The organism is Verrucomicrobiota bacterium (genome assembly GCA_039192515.1).
GTDB lineage: Bacteria > Verrucomicrobiota > Verrucomicrobiia > Methylacidiphilales > JBCCWR01 > JBCCWR01.
Window position 1 is genome coordinate 1 of the sequence record JBCCXA010000008.1, and the last position, 21615, is coordinate 21615.

The 21615-nt window shown below is 43.6% G+C and carries 18 protein-coding genes; 7 read left to right on the top strand and 11 right to left on the bottom strand.

Translation table 11 applies throughout. From position 1 onward, the window contains the following. The 5 genes from fusA to katG form a co-directional block, all read right to left on the bottom strand. A partial coding sequence (gene fusA, locus AAGA18_05145; protein ID MEM9444722.1) for an elongation factor G occupies positions 1 to 1597 on the bottom strand: 1597 nt, incomplete at its 3' end. A gap of 38 nt (positions 1598 to 1635) precedes the next feature. Continuing rightward, positions 1636 to 2109, bottom strand: a complete 474-nt coding sequence (rpsG, locus tag AAGA18_05150; protein MEM9444723.1) for a 30S ribosomal protein S7 — start codon at positions 2107 to 2109, stop codon at positions 1636 to 1638. Positions 2110 to 2128: 19 nt separating this feature from the next. After that, the gene (gene rpsL / locus AAGA18_05155) at positions 2129 to 2536 is read right to left on the bottom strand and encodes a 30S ribosomal protein S12 (protein ID MEM9444724.1); all 408 of its coding nucleotides are present in this window, start codon (positions 2534 to 2536) and stop codon (positions 2129 to 2131) included. Positions 2537 to 2884: 348 nt separating this feature from the next. Then, entirely contained in the window at positions 2885 to 4318 is a 1434-nt protein-coding gene (locus tag AAGA18_05160; GenBank protein MEM9444725.1) for an MATE family efflux transporter, read from the bottom strand. A 434-nt stretch (positions 4319 to 4752) separates the two neighbouring features. After that, entirely contained in the window at positions 4753 to 7089 is a 2337-nt protein-coding gene (katG, locus tag AAGA18_05165; GenBank protein ID MEM9444726.1) for a catalase/peroxidase HPI, read from the bottom strand. A 124-nt stretch (positions 7090 to 7213) separates the two neighbouring features. Between katG and AAGA18_05170 the strand changes: the two genes are divergently transcribed. Further along, a complete protein-coding gene (locus tag AAGA18_05170) occupies positions 7214 to 8089 on the top strand; it encodes a LysR family transcriptional regulator (GenBank protein MEM9444727.1) in 876 nt (291 codons plus the stop codon). Positions 8090 to 8115: 26 nt separating this feature from the next. Here AAGA18_05170 and AAGA18_05175 read toward each other — a convergent pair whose 3' ends face one another. The 3 genes from AAGA18_05175 to AAGA18_05185 all read right to left on the bottom strand — a co-directional run bounded on the left by AAGA18_05175 (position 8116) and on the right by AAGA18_05185 (position 11772). Beyond that, complete coding sequence (locus tag AAGA18_05175) at positions 8116 to 9348, bottom strand: M48 family metallopeptidase (protein MEM9444728.1); 1233 nt, start codon at positions 9346 to 9348, stop codon at positions 8116 to 8118. Positions 9349 to 9745: 397 nt separating this feature from the next. Next, positions 9746 to 10726, bottom strand: a complete 981-nt coding sequence (locus AAGA18_05180) for an ADP-ribosylglycohydrolase family protein (protein MEM9444729.1) — start codon at positions 10724 to 10726, stop codon at positions 9746 to 9748. Positions 10727 to 11430: 704 nt separating this feature from the next. Then, positions 11431 to 11772: a helix-turn-helix domain-containing protein gene (locus AAGA18_05185; protein MEM9444730.1), complete on the bottom strand. Its 342-nt coding sequence runs from the start codon at positions 11770 to 11772 to the stop codon at positions 11431 to 11433. A 153-nt stretch (positions 11773 to 11925) separates the two neighbouring features. On the opposite strand from AAGA18_05185, the gene AAGA18_05190 reads away from it, so the two are divergent. From AAGA18_05190 to AAGA18_05210, 5 genes are all read left to right on the top strand, one after another. After that, positions 11926 to 12771, top strand: coding sequence for an enoyl-CoA hydratase/isomerase family protein (locus AAGA18_05190; protein MEM9444731.1), 846 nt, complete (start codon positions 11926 to 11928; stop codon positions 12769 to 12771). 47 nt (positions 12772 to 12818) lie between these two features. After that, positions 12819 to 13805 (top strand): zinc-dependent alcohol dehydrogenase family protein, encoded by a 987-nt coding sequence (locus tag AAGA18_05195; protein MEM9444732.1) that lies wholly within the window; start codon positions 12819 to 12821, stop codon positions 13803 to 13805. A 139-nt stretch (positions 13806 to 13944) separates the two neighbouring features. Then, a complete protein-coding gene (locus AAGA18_05200) occupies positions 13945 to 14103 on the top strand; it encodes a hypothetical protein (GenBank protein ID MEM9444733.1) in 159 nt (52 codons plus the stop codon). A 367-nt stretch (positions 14104 to 14470) separates the two neighbouring features. Then, positions 14471 to 15475 carry a DUF4325 domain-containing protein gene (locus AAGA18_05205; protein MEM9444734.1) on the top strand — a complete coding sequence of 335 codons (1005 nt, stop codon included), beginning with the start codon at positions 14471 to 14473 and terminating at the stop codon, positions 15473 to 15475. A 198-nt stretch (positions 15476 to 15673) separates the two neighbouring features. Then, positions 15674 to 16105 carry a hypothetical protein gene (locus tag AAGA18_05210; GenBank protein ID MEM9444735.1) on the top strand — a complete coding sequence of 144 codons (432 nt, stop codon included), beginning with the start codon at positions 15674 to 15676 and terminating at the stop codon, positions 16103 to 16105. A gap of 354 nt (positions 16106 to 16459) precedes the next feature. On the opposite strand, the gene AAGA18_05215 is transcribed toward AAGA18_05210, so the two are convergent. Then, on the bottom strand, positions 16460 to 17239 hold the full coding sequence (locus AAGA18_05215) for a hypothetical protein (GenBank protein MEM9444736.1): 780 nt from the start codon (positions 17237 to 17239) through the stop codon (positions 16460 to 16462). A 230-nt stretch (positions 17240 to 17469) separates the two neighbouring features. Between AAGA18_05215 and AAGA18_05220 the strand changes: the two genes are divergently transcribed. Continuing rightward, the gene (locus AAGA18_05220) at positions 17470 to 18339 is read left to right on the top strand and encodes an MOSC N-terminal beta barrel domain-containing protein (protein ID MEM9444737.1); all 870 of its coding nucleotides are present in this window, start codon (positions 17470 to 17472) and stop codon (positions 18337 to 18339) included. Positions 18340 to 18447: 108 nt separating this feature from the next. On the opposite strand, the gene AAGA18_05225 is transcribed toward AAGA18_05220, so the two are convergent. Beyond that, complete coding sequence (locus AAGA18_05225; GenBank protein MEM9444738.1) at positions 18448 to 20286, bottom strand: LamG domain-containing protein; 1839 nt, start codon at positions 20284 to 20286, stop codon at positions 18448 to 18450. Positions 20287 to 20530: 244 nt separating this feature from the next. Next, complete coding sequence (locus AAGA18_05230; protein ID MEM9444739.1) at positions 20531 to 21574, bottom strand: formylglycine-generating enzyme family protein; 1044 nt, start codon at positions 21572 to 21574, stop codon at positions 20531 to 20533. Positions 21575 to 21615 lie beyond the last annotated feature (41 nt).

A 21615-nucleotide genomic window follows, 5' to 3' on the forward strand; every position in this document is an offset into this window, starting at 1 on the left:
CGCGAGGCTTTACACTGATCACAACGTGGCCATATTGCCCTCTACCGCCAGACTGCTTGATGAGCTTGCCTTCAGCGCCAGCTTCTCTAGTAATTGTTTCCCGATAAGCAATCTGCGGTGCACCAGCATTTGTTTGTGCTTTAAATTCTCTGTTCAAACGGTCACGGATGATCTCCAAGTGCAACTCGCCCATGCCTTTAATGATTGTCTGGCCAGTTTCTTCATTAGTCATGACTTGAAACGTTGGGTCTTCTTCAGATAGCCTTTGGAGTCCCGTTGAAAGTTTGTCACGGTCAGCTTGGCTCTTGGGCTCAATTGCCATAGAAATGACTGGTTCTGGAAAAGAAGGTGGCTCCAGCATCACGTTAAGCTTGGTGTCTGAAAGCGTGTCACCGGTGCGGATATCCTTTAGGCCCACAAGCGCAGCAATATCCCCTGTATAAACAGTATCTAAGTCAATCTGTTTATCCGCTTGCATTTGCAGAATGCGACTGACTCGCTCTTTTTTACCCGTGCGCGGATTATAAACCTGATCTCCTTTTTTTAAGGTTCCAGAATAAACACGGAAGAATATAAGCTTTCCTACATATTTATCTGACCAAAGTTTAAAAGCCAGCGAACAGAATTTCTCATCATCACTGGCTTCCATCAAAATTTCATCTTCCATATTCTCCACAGAGTGCGCTTTCATAGCGGGGACATCTTGTGGACTGGGTAGATAATCAATCACGGCATCAATTAGAAATTGCACTCCCTTGTTCTTAAAAGCTGAGCCGCCTGCTACTGGAACAATTTTATTGGCAATGGTTGCACGGCGGATTGCCATCTTCAATTGCTCTGTCGTTGGCTCTTTTTCTTCTAGAAATAGCTCTGCCAACTGATCATCTACTTCTATCAGAGCGGCCTGTAAGTCATTAAGTGCTTTTTGCGCACGCGAGTTTTCAGATTCTGGAATATCCACGATGCGGTAAGTAGAGCCGAGTTTGTCGCTCTCATCATAAATCACAGCCTTTTGATTAACGATGTCGATCTGACCCTTGAGATCATCTTCAGATCCTAGTGGAATAAGAACAGGCCAGACATTAGCCCCTAACTTCTCTCTCATGCTAGCCACTGCCGCTTCGAAATCTGCTCCAGTGCGATCCATCTTGTTCACAAAGGCAATACGAGGAACATTATATTTAGTCGCTTGGCGCCAAACCGTTTCAGACTGAGGCTGAACTCCAGCCACGCCACAAAAGACCGCAATCGCACCATCCAAGACACGTAAGGAACGCTCAACTTCTGCGGTAAAATCTACATGACCTGGAGTATCTATAATATTAATGCGGTTATTAGTTTTCGAAAAATTCTTAACGACTAACTCATCCAGTTTACAATCCCAGTGACAGGTAATAGCTGCAGAAGTAATAGTGATACCGCGCTCACGTTCCTGATCCATATGGTCAGTAACCGTATCCCCTTCATGAACCTCACCGATCTTGTGCACCTCACCCGTGTAAAACAGGATACGCTCGGTAAGGGTAGTCTTACCAGCGTCGATGTGAGCACAGATCCCGATGTTTCGGGTTCGCTCAAGTGGGAAACGTTTTGCCATATTTTCTTTTCTTCCTTCAAAAATCCTAATTTAAATGCTTACCACCTTAGGTGAGCAAAGGCCCTGTTGGCTTGCGCCATGCGGTGAACATCATCACGTTTTTTAATCGCAGCACCTTGACCTGAGGCTGCATCGCGAAGTTCGTTTGCCAAAGCTTTAGACATGGGAACACCTTTTTTCCGTTGTGCGTTACCTACAATCCAACGAAGTGCCAAGGCCAACTGACGATCTGCAGGGACTTCCATAGGGACTTGGTAGGTGGCACCACCTACGCGGCGACTCTTCACCTCCAATCGAGGCTTTGCATTTTCTAGCGCTTTATTGAGCATCTCAAGAGGATCTGTAATCGTTTTCCCCTCGTTGATTGTATCAATCGCTTTGTAAACAATCTTCTCGGCAGTGGCTTTTTTACCACGGCTCATGACGGTGTTGACCAATGCGCTAACCACCAAGCTTTCATAAACCGCATCTGGTATTCTTTGTCTTCTTTCTGCTCTGCGTCTACGTGCCATAATTCAAACTTTCTTAAAATTATTTTTTGTCGCCCTTAGCTTTCTTCACTCCGTACTTACTGCGTGAAACATTACGGTTAACTTTGTTGGTATTACTTGGACCAACAGCGCCTAAGCTATCTAGCGTTCCGCGAACAATGTGATAACGAACACCTGGCAAATCCTTAACGCGCCCACCGCGCACCAGAACAATCGAGTGTTCCTGCAAGTTATGCCCTTCTCCACCAATATAGGCAATAACCTCATAACCATTGGTCAGACGAACCTTTGCTACCTTACGAAGCGCAGAGTTCGGCTTCTTAGGGGTTCTGGTCATCACCTGGACACACACACCACGGCGCTGAGGGCAATTTTGCAATGCGGGTGCCTTCGTCTTTTTGACGACCTTTTTGCGCCCTTTGCGAACTAGCTGGTTAATTGTCGGCATTCGTATCTTATCCTTATTGTTTTTAAATTTATCATTCTCCTCACAAAAAAAGAACACGCCCAGCAGAGATGCGTCTGGCGTGTTAGCTTTGTAAGCCTTTTCTCCGGCATGGAGGAAGACCCTGTCTGTTACCATTAATCCTAGTTATTTCCTAGGTGTAAGCTGCAGAGCCTTCACACGCCAACCATCTATGGTTGTATCCTTTCTCCATCGAAAGGGACGAGTAGCATATATATTTCAACATCCTTGACAAGAGAAAATTAAAAAAAATCACTCACTTAACCATTTCCCCGAACCCTCTGATTTTTAAGCATTTACGCAAAATTCCCCGCCCACAACTTGCCTGAGTTAAAAATCTCTTACCAACTCTCGCTCCCCAGGTAAGATCTCTAGGAAATCATTTGATCTCATCTGGACCAGAGAAGATGGCTCATCGCCCTCTCTCTTTCCTCGAGGACTCGATATCTTAGTCTCTTTGAGCATGTATGTAAGTCTTCCGGTCAGTGCGAAGGCGGCTGTAGCTAATCCCGCTGCCAGAGCAATCCAAAAGCCAATCGCTCCCAGGTTGAAGAAGAAGGCAAGGATCAACCCCAAAGGCAATGTGATCACCCAGTAGCTAGTAAAAATGATCCCTGTTGGAACACTCACATCCTTTAAGCCACGTAATCCACCAACACTGATAATCTGTGCCCCATCGAATATCTGGAAAATAGCCGTGATGGTTAACAGTGTCGCCGTCAACTTCACGACCTCCTGATCATTCGTAAATGCATCCGCAATCACTTCTCCAAAGATGAGGTATAGAATGGCAGCCGATCCCATAATCCATAGCGTCAATACATGGGCTCCGATAACGATATCTCGACATCGCAAGGGCATGCCTTCGCCCAAGCTGTGCCCAACGCGAATGGTCACCGCTTGAGATAATCCCATGGGTAACATAAAGGTCGTCGCCGCACAAGTGATAGCAATCTGATGGGATGCCATCGAGACCGCACCAAAGCTTCCAATGAAAAGAGCCGTTAGCGCAATCAAGCCGAACTCCATCAAGATCTGGCCCGAGATAGGCATTCCTAAATTGATCAATGAACCGCATTCTGCTCGATCGATAGGCCCAAACCATCGCTTCGGCCAACTGACTCCTAGTATTTGTGAGTTCGTCAGATAAAACCACATACCGATCAGCGTTAACATGCGAGCTGAAAAGGTGGCAATTCCTGCACCCGTTAGCCCCCATTCTGGAAAGCCGAATTTCCCGAAGATCAGGAGATAATTGAGTAGTATATTCACTCCGACTCCCGCCAGCATGATCATAAAGATTGGCCAAGGATGATTCTTCGAGTCCGCAAAACTCTTGCAGATCAGAGTCGGCATCATAGGAAGCGATGACAATGTGATCCAGAGCAGATACGGACGCGCCGCCTCCACTACATCATCGGGCTGGCCAAACCAATGAAGAAAAGGAAAGATGGCTAAGGTGATCACAGCCGTGGCCATCCCTAAACCCAACGAGAAGTAAAGTCCGTGACGCAATGCTTCCCCTGCTTGCACATTCTGTTTAGCACCATGGTAATGAGAAACCTGCACACTTACCGCCGCCGCCAAGGCAAAGCCAACAACGATGGGGATGTGATAGAGAACATTAACAAAGGCAGACGCAGCCAGCTCGACGGTCCCCATCTGTCCGATCATCAACGTATCACTAAGTCCCAGCAACATCTGTCCGAGTTGACCTGCCATCATCGGCAAAGCCAAAGCAAAGGTCCTTTTGAGTTGTTTCAATCTTATATTCATAACAAAAAACGCCGTCTGGTAGAGACGGCGTTTGCAAAATTTTTTTGAAGTTTAGTTAATTTTTAGAAGACGTGAGAAGTTTGCAATCTGCCGTAAATACAAATGGCCACTCGCACTTTGTCGAGAGGGCTGGCCACTACTACAGGCATGCCATTACAAATCATATTGTACTTAGATAAGCAGAATACTGTTAGATGACAAGTTTTTATTCCTTACCGGCAAAAGCTCCAGTGAAAATTGCTTGTCTATTCCATCATACTTTTTCATCCGTGCATCCAAGGATATGTGAAAGAGAAATCTATTTTTCAACCTTACACTTTGGCCACCTATTATCTCTTCTAATTGAGGTAATCTCCTTCTAACAAAGCTCTCATCTGAAACTATCAAGTCTCACTTTTTAGAGCTAAGAAAATCGGATGATCTTATTCGAGATCAAAACGGTCGAGGTTCATGACTTTGCCCCATGCTGCAATGAATTCCTTCACGAATAGTTCTTTGGAATCATCGGAAGCATAGACCTCAGATAATGCACGCAGCTCGGAGTTCGATCCAAAGATCAGATCGACCCGCGTGCCCGTCCACTTGACTTTTCCACTGACACGATCTCTTCCTTCAAAAGTGGTTTCACTTTCATCAGAAGCCTTCCAAGTCACACTCATATCCAATAGGTTGATAAAGAAGTCATTGGTCAGTGTTTCCGGGTTGTTGGTAAAAACGCCGTGTTTACTGTCGCCGTGATTAGCTCCTAAGACACGCAGTCCACCTACAAGAAGGGTCATTTCAGGTGCAGTTAGGGTCAGCAATTGTGCTCGATCCACCAACATCTCTTCCGCAGAAACAGTAAAATGAGTCTTGGCATAGTTGCGGAACCCATCTGTTTGCGGCTCCATGGGCTCAAAGGAATCCACATCGGTCTGATCTGACCCGGCATCTACACGGCCCGGAATGAAGGGAACTACGACGTCATAACCTGCGTCTTTAGCAGCTTTTTCGATTGCAGTGCAACCTCCTAACACAATCAAATCAGCCAAAGAAACATTGCCGTCGAAATCTTTTTTTACCTCTTCTAGTTTTGACAGCACTTCCGAAAGAATTTCTGGTTGGTTAACTTCCCAAGATTTCTGGGGTTCTAGACGAACGCGAGCACCGTTGGCTCCACCGCGAAAATCAGATCCACGATAGGTGGAAGCCGAAGCCCAAGCGACTGAAACCAGTTTCGAAATACTGAGGCCAGTTGCCAGAATTTTTGCTTTCAGCTCTTTGACTTGATGTTCGCTAAGGATTTCTCCTGGCGTTTCAGGCAGTGGATCTTGCCATATGAGTGTTTCTTCCGGAACATCAGCACCAAGGTAGCGAGAAATCGGCCCCATGTCACGATGGGTCAGTTTATACCAAGCACGCGCGAATGCATCGGCAAACTCATCAGGATTCTCATAGAAGCGACGTGAGATTTTTGCATATTCCGGATCTTCCTTAAGAGCTAAATCTGTGGTGAACATCATTGGAGCATGACGTCTAGACTGATCATGAGCATCCACCACATTCATAACATCTTTAGCGTTTTTCGGAGTCCATTGTTGGGCTCCAGCAGGGCTCTTGGTCAGCACCCACTCGTATTCAAATAGATTCTTGAAGTAGTTGTTACTCCAGCGGGTTGGAGTTTGAGTCCAGGCACCTTCCAGTCCACTGGTGATAGTGTGTTCGGAATGGCCTCTTCCATAAGAACTCGTCCAACCCTGGCTTTGTTCTGTAATGCCCGCAGCTTCCGGTTCCGGTCCAACATGATCATCTGGGTTGGCTGCGCCATGGGCTTTACCAAACGTGTGTCCGCCTGCGATCAGTGCAACCGTTTCTTCATCATTCATGGCCATACGACCAAAGGTCTCGCGTATGTCGTGAGCCGCAGCAACCGGATCTGGGTTTCCATTTGGTCCTTCGGGATTAACATAGATGAGACCCATCTGAACTGCTGCTAAAGGCTGCTCGAGTTGACGATCCCCGCTGTAGCGTTTGTCAGCGAGCCATTCTCCTTCCTGACCCCAATAAATATCCTGTTCCGGTTCCCAGATATCCACGCGTCCTCCACCAAACCCAAAGGTTTTGAATTCCATAGATTCCAGTGCGCAATTACCGGCTAAGATCATAAGATCCGCCCAGGAGAGCTTCTTGCCATATTTCTTTTTGATCGGCCAGAGTAGCAGACGGGCCTTGTCCAAGTTTGCATTATCTGGCCAGCTATTGAGTGGTGCAAAACGCTGAGCACCGGTGCCCCCTCCTCCACGACCGTCTGCGGTGCGGTAGGTTCCAGCGCTGTGCCAGGCCATACGCACCATAAGTGGGCCGTAGTGACCGTAGTCAGCCGGCCACCAGGATTGAGAATCCGTCATTAGCTCCATCAAATCTTTTTTGACAGCTTCGAGATCGAGGCTCTTAAATGCCTCTCGATAATCAAAATCATATTGCATGGGACTGGATAGGGTGCTGTGCTGACGTAATATGCCCAGGTTAAGGGCATTGGGCCACCAGTCTCGGTTGTTAGTGCCACGACCTGCGGTCGGACTCAGTGCTCCTTTGGCACGTCCATTTAAAAAAGGGCATTCACTGCTGCTAGCTGATTTGACGCGGACCGATTCTTCTACAGTTTCCGAGCTTTCAACTTTTTGGATCATATTAGCGGATAAGGCGCTGAAAAAGGACTGAATTCTTTTCAGCCATGACATCGTTGCTGTATAGGGGCATTTGGATATATTTTCTGACATAATTTGGGGTCCTGCTGGTTAAGTTATTTTTACAAAGGTTTTCCTCTTAAATGTAAAAATACATAGATTTTACTATAGGTATAATACTTTGATATTATACGTCATATAGGTATAAACTATAGCCATGGAATTTCACCGTATCCGCTATTTTCTGGAGCTGGCACGCACTGGCAATTTTTCCAAAGCAGCTGACATGATGAATGTATCGCAGCCTTCGCTCAGTCAGCAGATCAATAAACTGGAGGATGAAGTGGGAGGCAGCCTATTTCTCCGAGCACGCGATGGCGTTACCCTCTCCGAGCTAGGTAAAGAATTTCTTCCCCATGCTAAAGCCATCATGTCAGAGATCGAATCGACACGTGATTTCATTGATCGCAGCGGTAAAGGGATTCAAGGACCCATACGAATTGGAGCCATCCCAACCATCGCTCCTTATCTGCTGCCAGAAATACTCAAGCGGATCACCAAACGCTATCCGGAAGCCCATTACGAGCTGGTGGAAGACACCACCAAATCTCTGATCGATCGCCTAAGAAACGGCGGGATCGACTTTGCCCTGATGAGTCCTCCTACCAAAATCGACCAGGATGCAGACCATCATTTATTAATGCAGGATGAGCTGCTGCTGGCTTTACCACAGCGACATGCACTGTGTGTCCTGAAAAAGATTGAACTCAAGCAGCTCAAAAGTGAACGACTCGTCCTGCTGCAGGAGGCGCATTGCCTATCACGCCAAACGGAAGGCTACTGCAAAGCGTCCGGTATCAAGGCAGATGTGACCATTCAGAGTTCACAGATCGATACGCTACTGGGAATCATCGAGCTCGGTCTAGGGTTTAGCTTTATTCCACAAATAGCCATTGATTTCCATAAGCATCGAAAAGTCGCTTATCGTTCCCTAACCCAAAAACCCTATTTCCGGGAAATCCATCTCTATTGGATGCGCCGACGCGTTCTTTCAGCTTCCCTGCAAAAAATCATCGAATGCTTCTCGAAATAATCGGACTATGAGAAGAAGCTAAAGTGCTAGCTATAAAGTTTCTCAATCCGATTGATAGCAGGGGGGTGCGAGTGATAAAAGGCGCTGAATAAGGGGTCAGGTGTTAACGTAGAAGCATTTTCCTTATACAGCTTGACTAAGGCAGAAGAAAGGTCATTTGCTTGGGAATGTTCTACTGCATAGGCATCGGCCTCATACTCGTGCCTGCGAGACAAATAAGAAAACAACGGGGTTAATGGAAAGGTGTAAACACTGGATACTGTCATAAATAAAATGAGCGCTAGATGGGGTGCAGCCGTATCAACGCCATGACCTGTATAAAAAGGTATCCACTGAGCTAGATAACCTAACAGTGCAAACGCACCTAACATCATGGCAAACGTTGCAGCCAGACGTTTTTTAATATGATTCTTTTTGTAATGTCCTATCTCATGAGCCAATACCGCAACGACCTCTGCGGGTGATAGTTGTTTGAGCAGGGTATCGAAGAAGACAATGCGCTTTGTTTCTCCTATGCCTGTAAAGTAAGCATTGCCATGCCCTGACCTTTGAGAAGCATCCATCACAAATAAGCCACTTGCTTTGAAGCCGGTTCTATTTAAGAGATCTTGAACCGTATCCTTAACGTCTCCTTCTTCCAGAGGAAGAAACTTATTAAACAAGGGAGCAATGAGAACAGGAAAAGCCCAAAGCATCATCAGTTGAAACAGAGCGACCACCGCCCATAGATAAATCCACCAATAGCTAGCACTCTCCATCAGCCAAAGCATGATGCTAATCAAGGGCAATCCTAATGCAGCGCTAACAGCCAAACCCTTGAATATATCCAAGACAAAAGTCTTAACTGTCGTTTTATTAAATCCGTATTTTTCCTCGAGAACGAAAGTAGAATAAATAGATTTGGGTAGATCTAAGAGCATCGAAATCAAAGCAAAAAAACAGAAAAAAAGTAATCCGGTAAGAACAGGATGATCCACCAGCCCAACTGAGAGATTATGGAGATATTGAAAACCTCCTAAGACCGTCCATGCCACTAAGAGACCAACTTCAAACAACTCAAAAACAAAAGAGATTTTAATTTTGGCAATACTGTAATCCGCTGCCTTCTGATGTTCTTTAAGAGATACTTGGTTTACAAACTTCTCAGGGACCTCATCACGGTGCTTTCGAATATGCTTCCAGTTACGCAAACTTAAGTAAGATTCAACGGCATATTTAGTCAAAAGAAGTCCCAGAAAGATATAAGCAAGTGTGGTCATAGTTACGTGAAGATGGACCATAGCTGAAGCAAGGCCACTGTGTCATCCTCCAACTCGGTCAATACGCAGATTGAGTAGCTGACCACAGTGAGCGCACTCACATCTTTTAAACCGCATAAGCCCCCCACCCATGATCCGCACACCATCAAAGACTTGAAACACTGGGAAAAGCGTCAGGATTAATTTATGGAAGAAGTCAAAAAAGACGGCTTGATGCATTACGAAAATCTTATCAAATAGGAACCAGGAGATAGCTCTGCTTAACAAAATCTGCAACAAAACAAGAGATTATGATACCGAAGCTAAGGTCGTAAAGACAATACCTGAGACTTTTATTCAAGATGGAGTAGGATGGTTATTCTCCTCAACTGATACATTGCTAAAACTGATGCGAAGCTTACCACTTATCCAGTATTTCCAAGATTTCATTTTTCAGAGCTAGTTTTTCCAACCAGTCTTTCGGAAGATCATCAAAGCCAATTCTAGCACCGATCCAGCTGCCAATCATCGCGGCGCGGCCTGCACTATCACCACCCCCGCGGATGGTTTCCAGGATTGCTTTTTCAAAATCTTCATTATGCTTCGCAGTGGGTTGAATGGCTGAAGGAAAGCTGCAAATAAGAGGGCAGCTTTGGCCTAGAATATCTGTGGCCTCCATAGTACTTTTCTGCTTCAAGTTAAAAGCGTCTTTTATTTTTCTACGCACTTCAGCGTCGAGCTTTTCATTAGTTCCTATCTTCTCCTCGACATGATGGAAAGCACTGTGGATATCTCGACCCGCAAGCAACTGCAAGAGCAGTCGTGTATGCGCCAAACAATAGGCAACTGCGCGATCATTGTTTTGCCTCAAGCGTGTGAGCTTCTCTACTTGTTCGAAAAGTTTTGTCGAGTCCTCAGGCAGTCCGTGGTTGCGGCAAATATAAAAAGCGATGAAAGGAGCTAGAGCCGAAATAGTAGCAAGCTGATCGTCATCAGCGCCTTCTTGAAAACTGTAGGGTTCCGTTGATACCTCGACGTGGTTTTTATAGTTTTCAAGAGTCCCTCGAGTTGCTGCATCAAAGTAACCTTTGTATCCCTTTGCAGGATCCATAGACCTGACAAAAGACTTACCGAAATGTGTCACATCAAAAACTTCCTCATCCGCAAGTGCCTGCAGCAACACCCAGGCTGCATCACCATAGTGAGTAAGTTCTCCAGGCTGTTTGCCTGCATGGTAGTGCCCTTCTGCCGGCATTTCGAAACCTGCAATCCCCGAGGGATAAGCATTTGCCAGATCTTTCACATTATAAATCCAGTGCGCACCAAGAGAGGCTGCATCTCCAAGAAATTGACCAAGCACCATGCCTTTGAGGCGATTTTTTAACTGAATATCTATCATGAGCTCATTAAGCTATAATGACATCCTAATCATGCACGCTTTTCTTTTAAGCCAAACGCTTGACTTACCATTTACCTGCATAAATCTTTTTATTCCCTAACCGAATGATTTAACTATCCCACTTTGAGACCACGACTCGTAATGTGGTGTTGTTCTATGAAGATCATTTAAAAAAAGCCTAACACCTCACCATATCGCAGAAGATAATTGAGGAAAGGTGCGATTCGAACAAAAAGAGAAAATTTTTAAAGAAATGGGTTATACCCATACGCGCATCAATACACTGGCTGTAGCGCCGCCCAGAGAAATTTTAAGTTCATCCGTTGGTTGGGATATGCTCTACACAATCAAAATTCTGAAATAGTTACTCTATTAGCCTTGTGCAAAAAACGATCAACATTTCTGATTTTTAATACGGTACACCGATCTACCGATTCGATCGGCATTGAGATAAATTTCCGCTTGCTAAAAAATTTATGCTCATACTTAACTTTCCACCGAATGGATGGCCCTTTGAGCATGAAGATCTCACTAGAAAAATTTAGCAAGTAGTTGACTACAATCTATCCGCAGATTTCGCAGATGGACACCGATTTTAAAGAGTTCTCATTCCGATAAGTTAAGGGCAGTTGCGGAAAACCATCGTTATGTGAACCTTTCCATCACGATAAGTCACTCATGGCGTTTTCGTTCTCTCCGCAAGCTCACGAACTCTTAATCGTCATATGTTCAGCGCCCCAATCCCGCATGGAGAGCATGATGGGTTTGAGGGTTTTACCATATTCAGTCAGAGAATATTCCACCCGAGGGGGCACTTCAGCATAGACTTTGCGATGGACCACTTGATCCGATTCCAGTTCCCTCAGCTGGTTGGTCAGCATACGTTGAGTCACGCCATCAATAGACTTCTGAAGTTGGCCAAACCTTAGTGTATCATTCTGCATGAGTAGAAAGATAATAATAGGTTTCCAGCGACCTCCGATCACAGCTAATGTTGCTTCAACAGAGCAGCCATAAGGTCGATCGCAATTTTTTTTATGCTTCATAAGCCAGCATCCATCGCATTACTTACATTTTTGTAACTACATGAAAAAATTGTGCTTACTTGTCAATTTCATCCTATCAATGATAGCTTAAAAGCACAATCGATAGTATCAACAAAAATCATTACTTCAATCCAACCTCAATGACAAAAAATAATGAAATACGAAGGATATAAAACATTCAAAACTGAGATAAACGAAGGTGTACTTACGGTTACCTTTGATTTCGGTCCTGTAAACGTACAAGGCCAAGAAATGCTATCCGACCTAAATAGCCTCGCTATGCGGCTTGAGCGTGATCGCGAAACGAAAGTGGTTATTTTCCAATCGGCAAATCCCGAAATATGGGTTTGTCATTACGATACCGAATTGCTCAAGGATATGTCTACCGAAGCCGTTTCACGGGACGAAGTAGAACTACTCGATCTCCAATCCGTATGCGAGCGCATTAGCAAAGTACCTCAGGCGACCATCGCCAAACTGGAGGGTTTCGCTCGTGGTGGAGGCCATGAACTAGCACTCGCTTTAGACATGCGTTTCGCAGCACGCGGTAAATTTAAGTTTATGCAAATGGAGGTAGGTATGGGAATCTTACCTTGCGGAGGAGGAGCCTCTCGCATGGCACGTCAGACGGGTCTGGGTAGAGCTTTAGAAATCATCTTAAGTGCTCGCGACTTCACCGCAGATGAAGCCGAAGCCTATGGCACTATCAATAAGGCACTTGATCCGGAGGAGATCGGGGAATATGTGGATAGTCTAGCAAAACGGATTGCACAGTTTCCTGCAGAATCTATTAACGCCTGCAAGCAAGCTGTCTATGAGTCCATCGACAAGCCAATTGATGATGCCCTAAAAGCAGAAGCCTACTGGCTTTATCAAGCAACGAGTAAGACCCCTGCTATCAAGCGTTTCACAATTGCTGATGAAAAGGGTCTGGAACATGACATAGAGAACCAGCGTAATTGGAACGACTTGGTCATGAAAGTGCAAGAAATCAGCTAAAGCAAAAGAATCGAAGTCATAAAAATATAACCGTTAGAAAGACCGTTATGAGAGCAATGCAGATCAAGGCCTATGGTGAAAACGCAACATTCGAGGTCGTAGAAGTAGAAAAGCCCCAAGTAAAAGAAGGCCATGTACTCATAAACATTAAGGCATCCAGTGTGAATACCGTAGATACGATGATTCGCAAAATGGGCCAGGATCTTCCCTTATCCCCTAAAACGCCTGCGATTCTAGGCATGGATTTCTCAGGTATCATCGAAGAAGTTGGCGAAGATGTGAAAGGCTACTCTGTGGGGGACGAAGTCTATGGCTGTGCTGGGGGACTTGCTGATTTGCCAGGAACTTTAGCCGATTACATCCTCGCTGATGGGCGATTGATTGCTCACAAGGCGAGTCATTTTTCAATGCCTGAGGCCGCTGCTTTACCATTGGTTGGCATCACTGCGTATGAAGGGTTAAAACGTGCTGGGATCCAGGCTGGGCAAAAGGTATTAGTGCATGGTGGATCAGGCGGGGTGGGTCATGTCGCACTGCAATTGGCAAAGCACTTTGGAGCAGATGTCTATGCCACTGGCGGAGGTGAAAAACAATTAGCACTCATCCAAGAACTGGGTGCAACACCCATTAATTACAAATCCGAAACAGTTCAAGATTATGTGGCAAAATATACGAATGGTGTTGGCTTCGATGTGGTTTTCGATTCGGTGGGCGGGGCCAATATGTCCAACTCATTTGAGGCAGCCACCCTGAATGGCCAGATTGCCTCAACTGTCTCAATGTGCGAGTTAGATCTGACAACGGCTCATTTCAAGGGTCTTTCCCTGCACGTCGTCTTCATGCTGATACCCATGTTACACAATCATAAGCGTGAAGAACACGCAGAGATTTTACGCAACCTAACTCACATCTCTGAGTCAGGAGGTCTGAAACCTGTACTTAATAAAAACTGCTTTCGTCTAGAACAAGTGGGCGAGGCTTACGCACGTCTAGAGAGTAGAATGGGGTTGGGTAAGGTAGTTATAGAAAACTGACAAAAAGAATCATGATGAGATCCCTATAGGGGTAACAGACATCTACTAGACAGAAGCTCATTTTCATACCAAAGAATCACTGCCGTTTGCATACTTTCCATCCGTTTACAAATGCCCAAAGCAGCTTAGTTTTTAGCCTGTGAAAAAGATATTAGTGACAGGAGGAAGTCATAGTAAAACATCCATTAATAAAACATTGGCGCTTTATGCATCTTCCTTGATGGATGGAACAACAATCCTATCACCGGATTTAAATGATTATGAAATGCCAATCTACTCCCCGGAGTTTAAGGAATAAGAGGGTATTTCGGATCAAGCCAAAGCTCTGGTTCAGGAGATTGATCGGACAAATGGTGTCATTATTTCGTCAGTAGAGCATCATGGTAGTGACACCGCAGCTTTCAGAAATATTTTGGGGTGGGCCTCTCGCCAGAAACAAAAACTATGGAGTGACAAGCCTGTGCTCTTCTCATGCACATCGCCCGGGGCACGTGGACGGGCGACTTTCTTAAGCATTGCTATAGCTACTTTTCTTGGTCTGGGAGCACAAGTGTGTACAGGATATTACTTGACAATCCCTATGATATATAATTGACAAATAGTTGACAAATTACGTCTCTCTTATTTACAATTAAAAGAGCTAAGATATTGACAATTAATTGACAATGAACAACAGAGATAAAATATTTCAACTCATTAAAAAGAATCACCCCATCTCTGGTTCTTTTCTCTCCAAAAAACTTAAAATATCCAGGCAGGCACTAAATAATCATATCAAAAAGCTAACAGAAAAGGGTCTAATTGTTAAATCAGGTGTTACCAAAAATGCGGCCTATTCTCCTGCTACCAATCAGATATCACCTATAGAGAATGTATTTTATACCTACAAACTCGAGGGACTACAGGAAGATGTGATTTTTGATAAAGTGTCTTTGCAAATGAATCTGAAATCTTTGGTTTCAGAGAATTGCTTTAATATTTTAAATTATGCCTTTACTGAAATGCTCAACAATTCTATTGATCACTCGCTGGCAGCAAGTTGCGATATTCATTGTTATCTAGATAGTTACTCTTTCAAATTTACAATAAGAGATAAAGGGGTCGGCACATTTCACACCATTGCAAAAAAGTATCATCTAAACGATGAGTATGATGCTCTATCCATGCTCTTAAAAGGTAAGGCTACGTCACAACCTGATCATCATGCAGGTGAAGGGATTTTCTTTACCTCGAGAATAGCTGATACTTTTATACTTAGATCAAATGCTATCCAATTTGAAGTTACTCATGGAGATGTTTTTGTTCGTGATAAAGCGATTTTGAAGGGGACAGAGGTAACCTTTGTAATCAGTAAACAAACTAAACGGTCACTAGAAAGGTTGTTTTCAGAGCACGCTCCAGAATCTTACAATTATCAATTTGAGAAAACCCGCGTAGAAGTTCACTTGTTTCAGAAAAAATATATATCAAGGTCTGTGGCCAAGCGTCTATCCTTAAACTTAGACCAATTTAGTGAGGTCATTTTGGACTTCAAGGGAGTAGATTCAATAGGTCAGGGTTTTGCCGATGAGTTGCTTAGGGTTTTTCCCAAAAAACACAAAAATATTAAAATAGATTGTATCAATACAAGTCCAGCGGTAAGGACAATGATTGACCACGTTAGATCATAATCCTCATTTTCCGAGGAAAGACTCCATGTCCTTTTATGAAAACTTCTAAGAGCTCCATTGAAACATTTAGAAAACGTGTGGTGAGAACTAGTTTGTTTTCACTCTGTGGGTTAGACACCGCGATGAAACGAATGGAATTTGTACAAGCTGGCCATATTCGTTGCCCCCCTAGAGCTTAGGACCTTATTTTACATCATCGTGTTAGGAACTATAAGCGAGAGATTTGGAAAAACCTATTCTAAATTAGATCTAAAGGAATGCTTTCTCTATGCCTATGGTTTTCTCTCAATGGAGTTGTGGCAAGTGATCTACCCTAAAACGAATGAATCCCTCTCCCATTCTGAAAAGAAAATCTTGAAGCTCATCAATGAATCGGGACCAACACATTCCAATAAGCTAGAACAACATCTAGGCACCAAGCGGGTGAGGACTTACTGGGGAGGTTTTTCCAAATCCACCAAATTAATTATAGAGTCTTTACATGATCGAGGAGTGTTGAGAGTAGCTCACTGTGAGAATGGTATGCGCATGTATGAATCCACCGATCCTTTCATATCAAGCCTGTCTCCGAGGGAGCGTTTGAAAAAGATCCTCTTTTCAGCCCTAAAGTCGATGGGTACTAACACTTGAACATTTCCCTTAAATGAACTGAAGCATTTCACCTATCTTGTAGAGTCCTTAGCTGACAGAAAAAGTTACTTCCAGGAGTTAATTCATGAAGGAGAGATCCAAATTTTTCTGGTCGATTCAGTCGAATATTTTTCTAAAAATACCTATGCTTCTAGGACTCTTTGCGTTTCATGTATATAAAAAACGAAATCATGGGTTCAAGTAGGCATATACCTTTTGCTCTCTTTTATTGAGAGTTTACCTTTCAGTTTTCCATTATTCTTGAACGTACATTTTGAAAATTTAGGGCTGAACAACTTAAATCATAAGGGTGGCTAACTTTAAGAAGTATCCGGTAAGCCCTGAATTACATATTCATCTATGACTAGATTGTGATCGACAAACTAACCACTGCATGGTTTCAGGACGAAACTCACAGAGAACAATTTGCTTATCCAAGCCGTTTAGTCCCTTGAGAATATCGTAAGCATAGGGATCTCTTGTCTGTTCCGTAATGATTGTTATTTCATGGGTAGCTTTAAACCTTGCTTGCAACTGGCTGGTAATTTTATCTCCTAAGAAATCGTGGCACTCGACAACAAAATCAACCCGTCTTAATTCGGGAATTACCCCAGGATCCAACAATTCCCGTTCAGCCCCTTCACAATCAAGAAACAAGAGAACATCATCACTTTTAAGTAAAATATCTTTTAAAGATTCTGGACTACATCCTGTTTTAAAACTTATCTTAGAATCTACTCCGTTTGCCTTTGCGACTTTACTACAAATTGACAATGCCTTCTTATCAATGTCAATCGCTATGACACGGGTAGTATCAGGCATATTCTTAGCAAAACCAACTGAGTAGTAACCTTCTGCACAGCCAATGTTAACAATTAATTTATATTTTTTATCAATGACCCTATAAATCTCTTCATGTAATTCTTGCTCAAATGTTCCTATTATCTTGGGACATAAATCTCCATCACTCCATGAGCTATCCAGTAATAATTTCATTCCGGAAAAGGGGCCTGACTGAATGGCTCCGGAAAATTTAGAAAACAAATGATATCCAAATTGAGTTCTAAAATGCCTCACGGATAATAAAAATTTCTTTTCAAGAGCCTTGGCTTCTTCTGGTGATAAATCATCCATCTAATAGTTAGATTCTGGGCACATTAGGATGTATGAGCCAGCAAATTTGTCATTGCCATGAATAACAAAATTTTCATCTCATACTTCTTGCTCTTCACCTCTAAAGCTTCAAAGCTCTTGGCCTAAGATTTTTCCAACTTTATCTGCACTCCCTCCTTAGGAGTTTAGGACATTAATATCTCGTAATCTTATCTACGGCATACTTAATGCTCGTATGTAATGAAAAGCAAATGAAGCAAATCGGAACGATCCAACAACTTTGGCGCTATCCGCTCAAGGGAGTAGCCGGCGAACAAGTGAAAAGCTCAAAGATCGGGCCCTTTGGCATTGAGGGGGATCGCCTCTGGGCAGTATTCGATCAAGCACGTCAGGAAGTTCAGAGCTGTAAATTTCGGCCTGAGCTCCTTCAGTGCCAAGCTAGTTTCCAAGCAACACCTCAAGAAGAAATCATTGAAATTCGTTTTCCAGATGGTGCGACTATCTCTAGTAAAGACCCAGGAGTGCATCAAAAACTTTCCCAGCTCATTGGTCATGAATCTCGCTTAATCTATCTAAAAGATATCGAACAAGTAGAAGCTTCATTTTATCGCTACAGATCTAATGGCAATGACTGGCTCAATGAATTAAAAGAGACTTTTACCCGAGAACCAGGCGAACCCTTGCCTGATTTCCTTCAATCGCCTGAAAACATTCCCGAGAGCTCAGCTGCATTCATCACGATCCCTGGCACATTCTTCCTTGTGGCTCCGCTGCACATCGTGACAACGGCTACTATGAAGCATATGAAATTATTACATCCGAAAGCCGATTGGGACATTCGCCGTTTTAGGCCGAACCTTGTAATAGAGACCCATGAGTTGCAGCCAAGCCTTCTGGAGCAAGAATGGGTCGGCAGAAAGATACTCATTGGCAATGCTCGGGTGGATTGCACCGAAACAGCCGTTCGCTGTGGTGCTGTGACTCGCCCACTGGAGGAGCTTCCAAGAGACCCATCTATGTTACGAAGTATCGTTAAAGATGCGGATCAAAATCTTGGGATCTACGGACATATGAGCGATACTGCCTCCATCAAGGTCGGAGATCCTGTTTATTTGCAATGATTGTAAAACTCTAGCAGTGCAAACTAAGCGCGTAGCCCCTTAAGCATCGCAAAGACTGATCTGTCTTCCAATATCACTTCGATACCATTCCCTTAAATTTGTTAGGCCTTACTTGAGGTGCCTATCCTTATATTTTTTGTATGCTACCTCTAGGGCTTCAAAACTCTCATAATCGAAGATTTTCGTTGCGGCATCTGCAAACTCTCCTCCAAACAGGTTAAATTCTACCAGCTCAGGAATTTTTTCTTCCCCGTGATTAACAACTAAAAAATTCACGAGGATGGCTGCCTCTCTGTAATAACCAATTTTCACTGAATCCTCTAATTCCGTAAAGTGATAATCATTGCTAGTAAACTTTTTTAGATCTAGTTTCACTCTTCCCAAACTCATTCTTCGTTTGAAGTCGCGCCGTGACATCTTTTCTGCCTCACTAAAGTACTCGGCAATACCTTCATTTAGCCAAGAAGCCAAACGACCAGAGAACAGTCTGTTCATGACTAGGTGGCTCATTTCATGAGTCAGTGTTTGACCCTTTACATCAAATTTACCGTCACGATCTCGTGCCGGTAAAAAAAACTCTTGCCCTCGACACAAGCCTGCAATAGCCATCGGTGAATCAAAAAATTTGGATATCCATAATTCCCACTCTTGCCAAGTTGCTATCGCGTAGATATGTGATTTCCATTGGCCTTTTAAGTCCTCTGGTTGGCCCATAAAGTCTTTGATTTGCCTGTAAGATTCCTCGAGACGTCGCGCGATTCGGTCTCCATCTCTTACATAATGGACAATAAAGTGACGCGTTTCTCCGTGCTTCCACTTATCAGGATGGACACCTTCTAAGGTCGTTTTTCCCCACTCCGAAATGTCTCTATTAGATAGCTCATCCCACTCCTTTTGAATAAAATCCCCTTCATCAATTAACTCAGATTCTTTTATCAAAAATTTATAATGCTTCGTTGGGTCAGGAACAAAGCTTTCCATAAAGTTGAAGCTAGATTGCTTATTGATATTAATTTCAGCATACTTTGATAACTCCACTGCGTCTGCAAGATTAGGAATTTGCTTCACAGCATCTCCATGCAAGTCCATGTTATAATAGCCAATAAGCCCACTTTCTGATCCTACTAACTGTTTTTGAAAATTTTTACGAATCTCCTCTCTGTTCAACGACTTGTTCCAAATGCGAACTTCATCCAGTTGGTAATGAAAATAATCTTTTCCTCGCTCCTTTTCTTTAACTGTTGAAGCATGCACAAGTTTATGATCATTTGATGACATGACCATACATTGACGTGCGTCTACTTGATTTCCGTTATAAAAAAGCCGTATTTTTTTAGAGTCACCATCCCATACTGCTGCTACATGAACCCATTGGTTTTTGGGGAAATTTATCTTGCCTATTCCAGCAGAGCCCATCGCGAAGTATAGGGCGAGTGTCTCATCTTTTTGCTTTCTAATGTAAAAATAAAAAAAATTGTTGCAGGATAAAATAAGATGCCGTGCTGATTTGGTTTTAGGGGCTTGCTCAATATTGATCCATGCCTCAATCGTCATTTCATCGAGTTCTGGAAGGTTATTTGAAAAGACAATTTGAGTATCTCCCGTGCTCTTCAAGGCATTGCCGAAGCCTTGAATTTCTTCTGGCTTTGATTTTGAGAATTGCGGAGTTGGTGGATTTCTTTTAGCAAGTGAATCTAAGTTCTCTTGGTAATCTGTTTTGCTAATAGGGATACTGAGCTCTTCATCAATAAATTGAACAATGACTTCGTCGTCCTCAGCTCTTAAGACCTCGACTTTAAGTCCCTCAGGTATTTGAACTTTCCCCTTTCCATCAGGCAATTCTATAGAAATGGTTTCTGTGACTGTTGTTAGCTGCTCCTGAGAAACCGCTAGCACGGCTGCACTCATCAACCAAAGAACCAAAGCAAATATTTTTGAAACTTTCATAAAATTCAATGGATTATGAAACATCTCTATTTAGCTAAAAAGATCAAGAACCATTGAATTTCCAAATCTAGCATTATGACTAAGATAACAACACCTAAGAATAAATACAAAGCCCTAAAATTAAATCCTTGCCAAGCCAATCGAGCATGAGAGATTTGCTAAAGTTAACACTATGCAAACTAACAGCCATTGGCTCAGCCCTGCCTTGTTTGCATTTTCCAATCTTTAAAAAAATAGACAAAAACTACGAGCCTTCAGCTGAAAGTGACCTCACGCAACGAAAGCCTGTATGGGAAGTGCTCGTATCTGGCGTATTGCCACGTCTCGCGCTTGGGCGGTAACTTTCGCAATAATCAACATGACAAAGAAATGACCCCCCTTTGATGACCCGCAATTCTTTGAGATTAGGCTGTGAAGGATCATATGATTTGTCTGGTCCAACAGGATTTATACAGCAGCTTTTATCCTCCGACATTGCTGCTACAAGATGCACATTGACTGCATAAAAATCACTACACCAATTCCACACATTCCCAGCCATATCATACAGGCCGTAAGCATTGGGGGGGAAAGTCCCTACAGGTGAAGTAGCCTCATATCCATCTTTTTTGTCGTTGCGATAAGGGAATATACCCGTCCAAGTGTTTGCCATATAATCCCCTCCAGGCATAAATTCATTACCCCATATAAACCGGCTATGAGGTTGCCCTCCGCGGGCTGCGAATTCCCATTCAGCTTCGCTTGGTAAACGCTTACCAGCCCATTTGGCATACTCCGAAGCATCAAACCATGAAACATGAACAACTGGATGATCCAGGCGGTCTTTAATCGAACTACCCTCACCTTCCGGATTTCTCCAACTGACATGGTTCGTCCAGAACCACCATGAGGAATATACGTTCAGATCAACTGGGCCCTGAGTCTTTTGAAAGATCAAGGATCCGGGAGCCAAACCTTCAGGAGGTGGTTTAGGAGTTCCAGGTGGCAAGTTTTTCCTAAACTCTTCCCAGTTAATTTCTCTCTCCGCTGTCGTTACATAACCGGTAGCTTCAACGAATTCTAAGAATTGACGATTTGTCACTGGAGTTTCATCCATCCAAAATCCATCCACAGTTACTTCACGAGAGGGGCGCTCGTTTTGCTGTGCAGAGGGATCGTCTGTTCCCATAAGAAAACTTCCACCTGGTATCCATACCATTTTGCTCTCCGCACTCTTTTTGTTTTCTGTGCTACAACCAATAATAAAAAAAGAAAATAGCGCTAACTTGCATAACTTGATAGCTTTCATACCTAATAGAATATAACATAATCATCCTTTGGCAAAGCTCT

What these genes read in the sequence shown, in the direction of transcription:
- AAGA18_05190 (MEM9444731.1), top strand. Translation starts at nt 11,926, where the DNA reads ATGAAATACGAAGGATATAAAACATTCAAAACTGAGATAAACGAAGGT.
- AAGA18_05180 (MEM9444729.1), bottom strand. Translation starts at nt 10,726, where the DNA reads ATGATAGATATTCAGTTAAAAAATCGCCTCAAAGGCATGGTGCTTGGT.
- katG (MEM9444726.1), bottom strand. Translation starts at nt 7,089, where the DNA reads ATGTCAGAAAATATATCCAAATGCCCCTATACAGCAACGATGTCATGG.
- AAGA18_05205 (MEM9444734.1), top strand. Translation starts at nt 14,471, where the DNA reads ATGAACAACAGAGATAAAATATTTCAACTCATTAAAAAGAATCACCCC.
- rpsL (MEM9444724.1), bottom strand. Translation starts at nt 2,536, where the DNA reads ATGCCGACAATTAACCAGCTAGTTCGCAAAGGGCGCAAAAAGGTCGTC.
- AAGA18_05230 (MEM9444739.1), bottom strand. Translation starts at nt 21,574, where the DNA reads ATGAAAGCTATCAAGTTATGCAAGTTAGCGCTATTTTCTTTTTTTATT.
- AAGA18_05195 (MEM9444732.1), top strand. Translation starts at nt 12,819, where the DNA reads ATGAGAGCAATGCAGATCAAGGCCTATGGTGAAAACGCAACATTCGAG.
- AAGA18_05225 (MEM9444738.1), bottom strand. Translation starts at nt 20,286, where the DNA reads ATGAAAGTTTCAAAAATATTTGCTTTGGTTCTTTGGTTGATGAGTGCA.
- rpsG (MEM9444723.1), bottom strand. Translation starts at nt 2,109, where the DNA reads ATGGCACGTAGACGCAGAGCAGAAAGAAGACAAAGAATACCAGATGCG.
- AAGA18_05215 (MEM9444736.1), bottom strand. Translation starts at nt 17,239, where the DNA reads ATGGATGATTTATCACCAGAAGAAGCCAAGGCTCTTGAAAAGAAATTT.
- AAGA18_05175 (MEM9444728.1), bottom strand. Translation starts at nt 9,348, where the DNA reads ATGACCACACTTGCTTATATCTTTCTGGGACTTCTTTTGACTAAATAT.
- AAGA18_05220 (MEM9444737.1), top strand. Translation starts at nt 17,470, where the DNA reads ATGAAGCAAATCGGAACGATCCAACAACTTTGGCGCTATCCGCTCAAG.
- AAGA18_05170 (MEM9444727.1), top strand. Translation starts at nt 7,214, where the DNA reads ATGGAATTTCACCGTATCCGCTATTTTCTGGAGCTGGCACGCACTGGC.
- AAGA18_05185 (MEM9444730.1), bottom strand. Translation starts at nt 11,772, where the DNA reads ATGAAGCATAAAAAAAATTGCGATCGACCTTATGGCTGCTCTGTTGAA.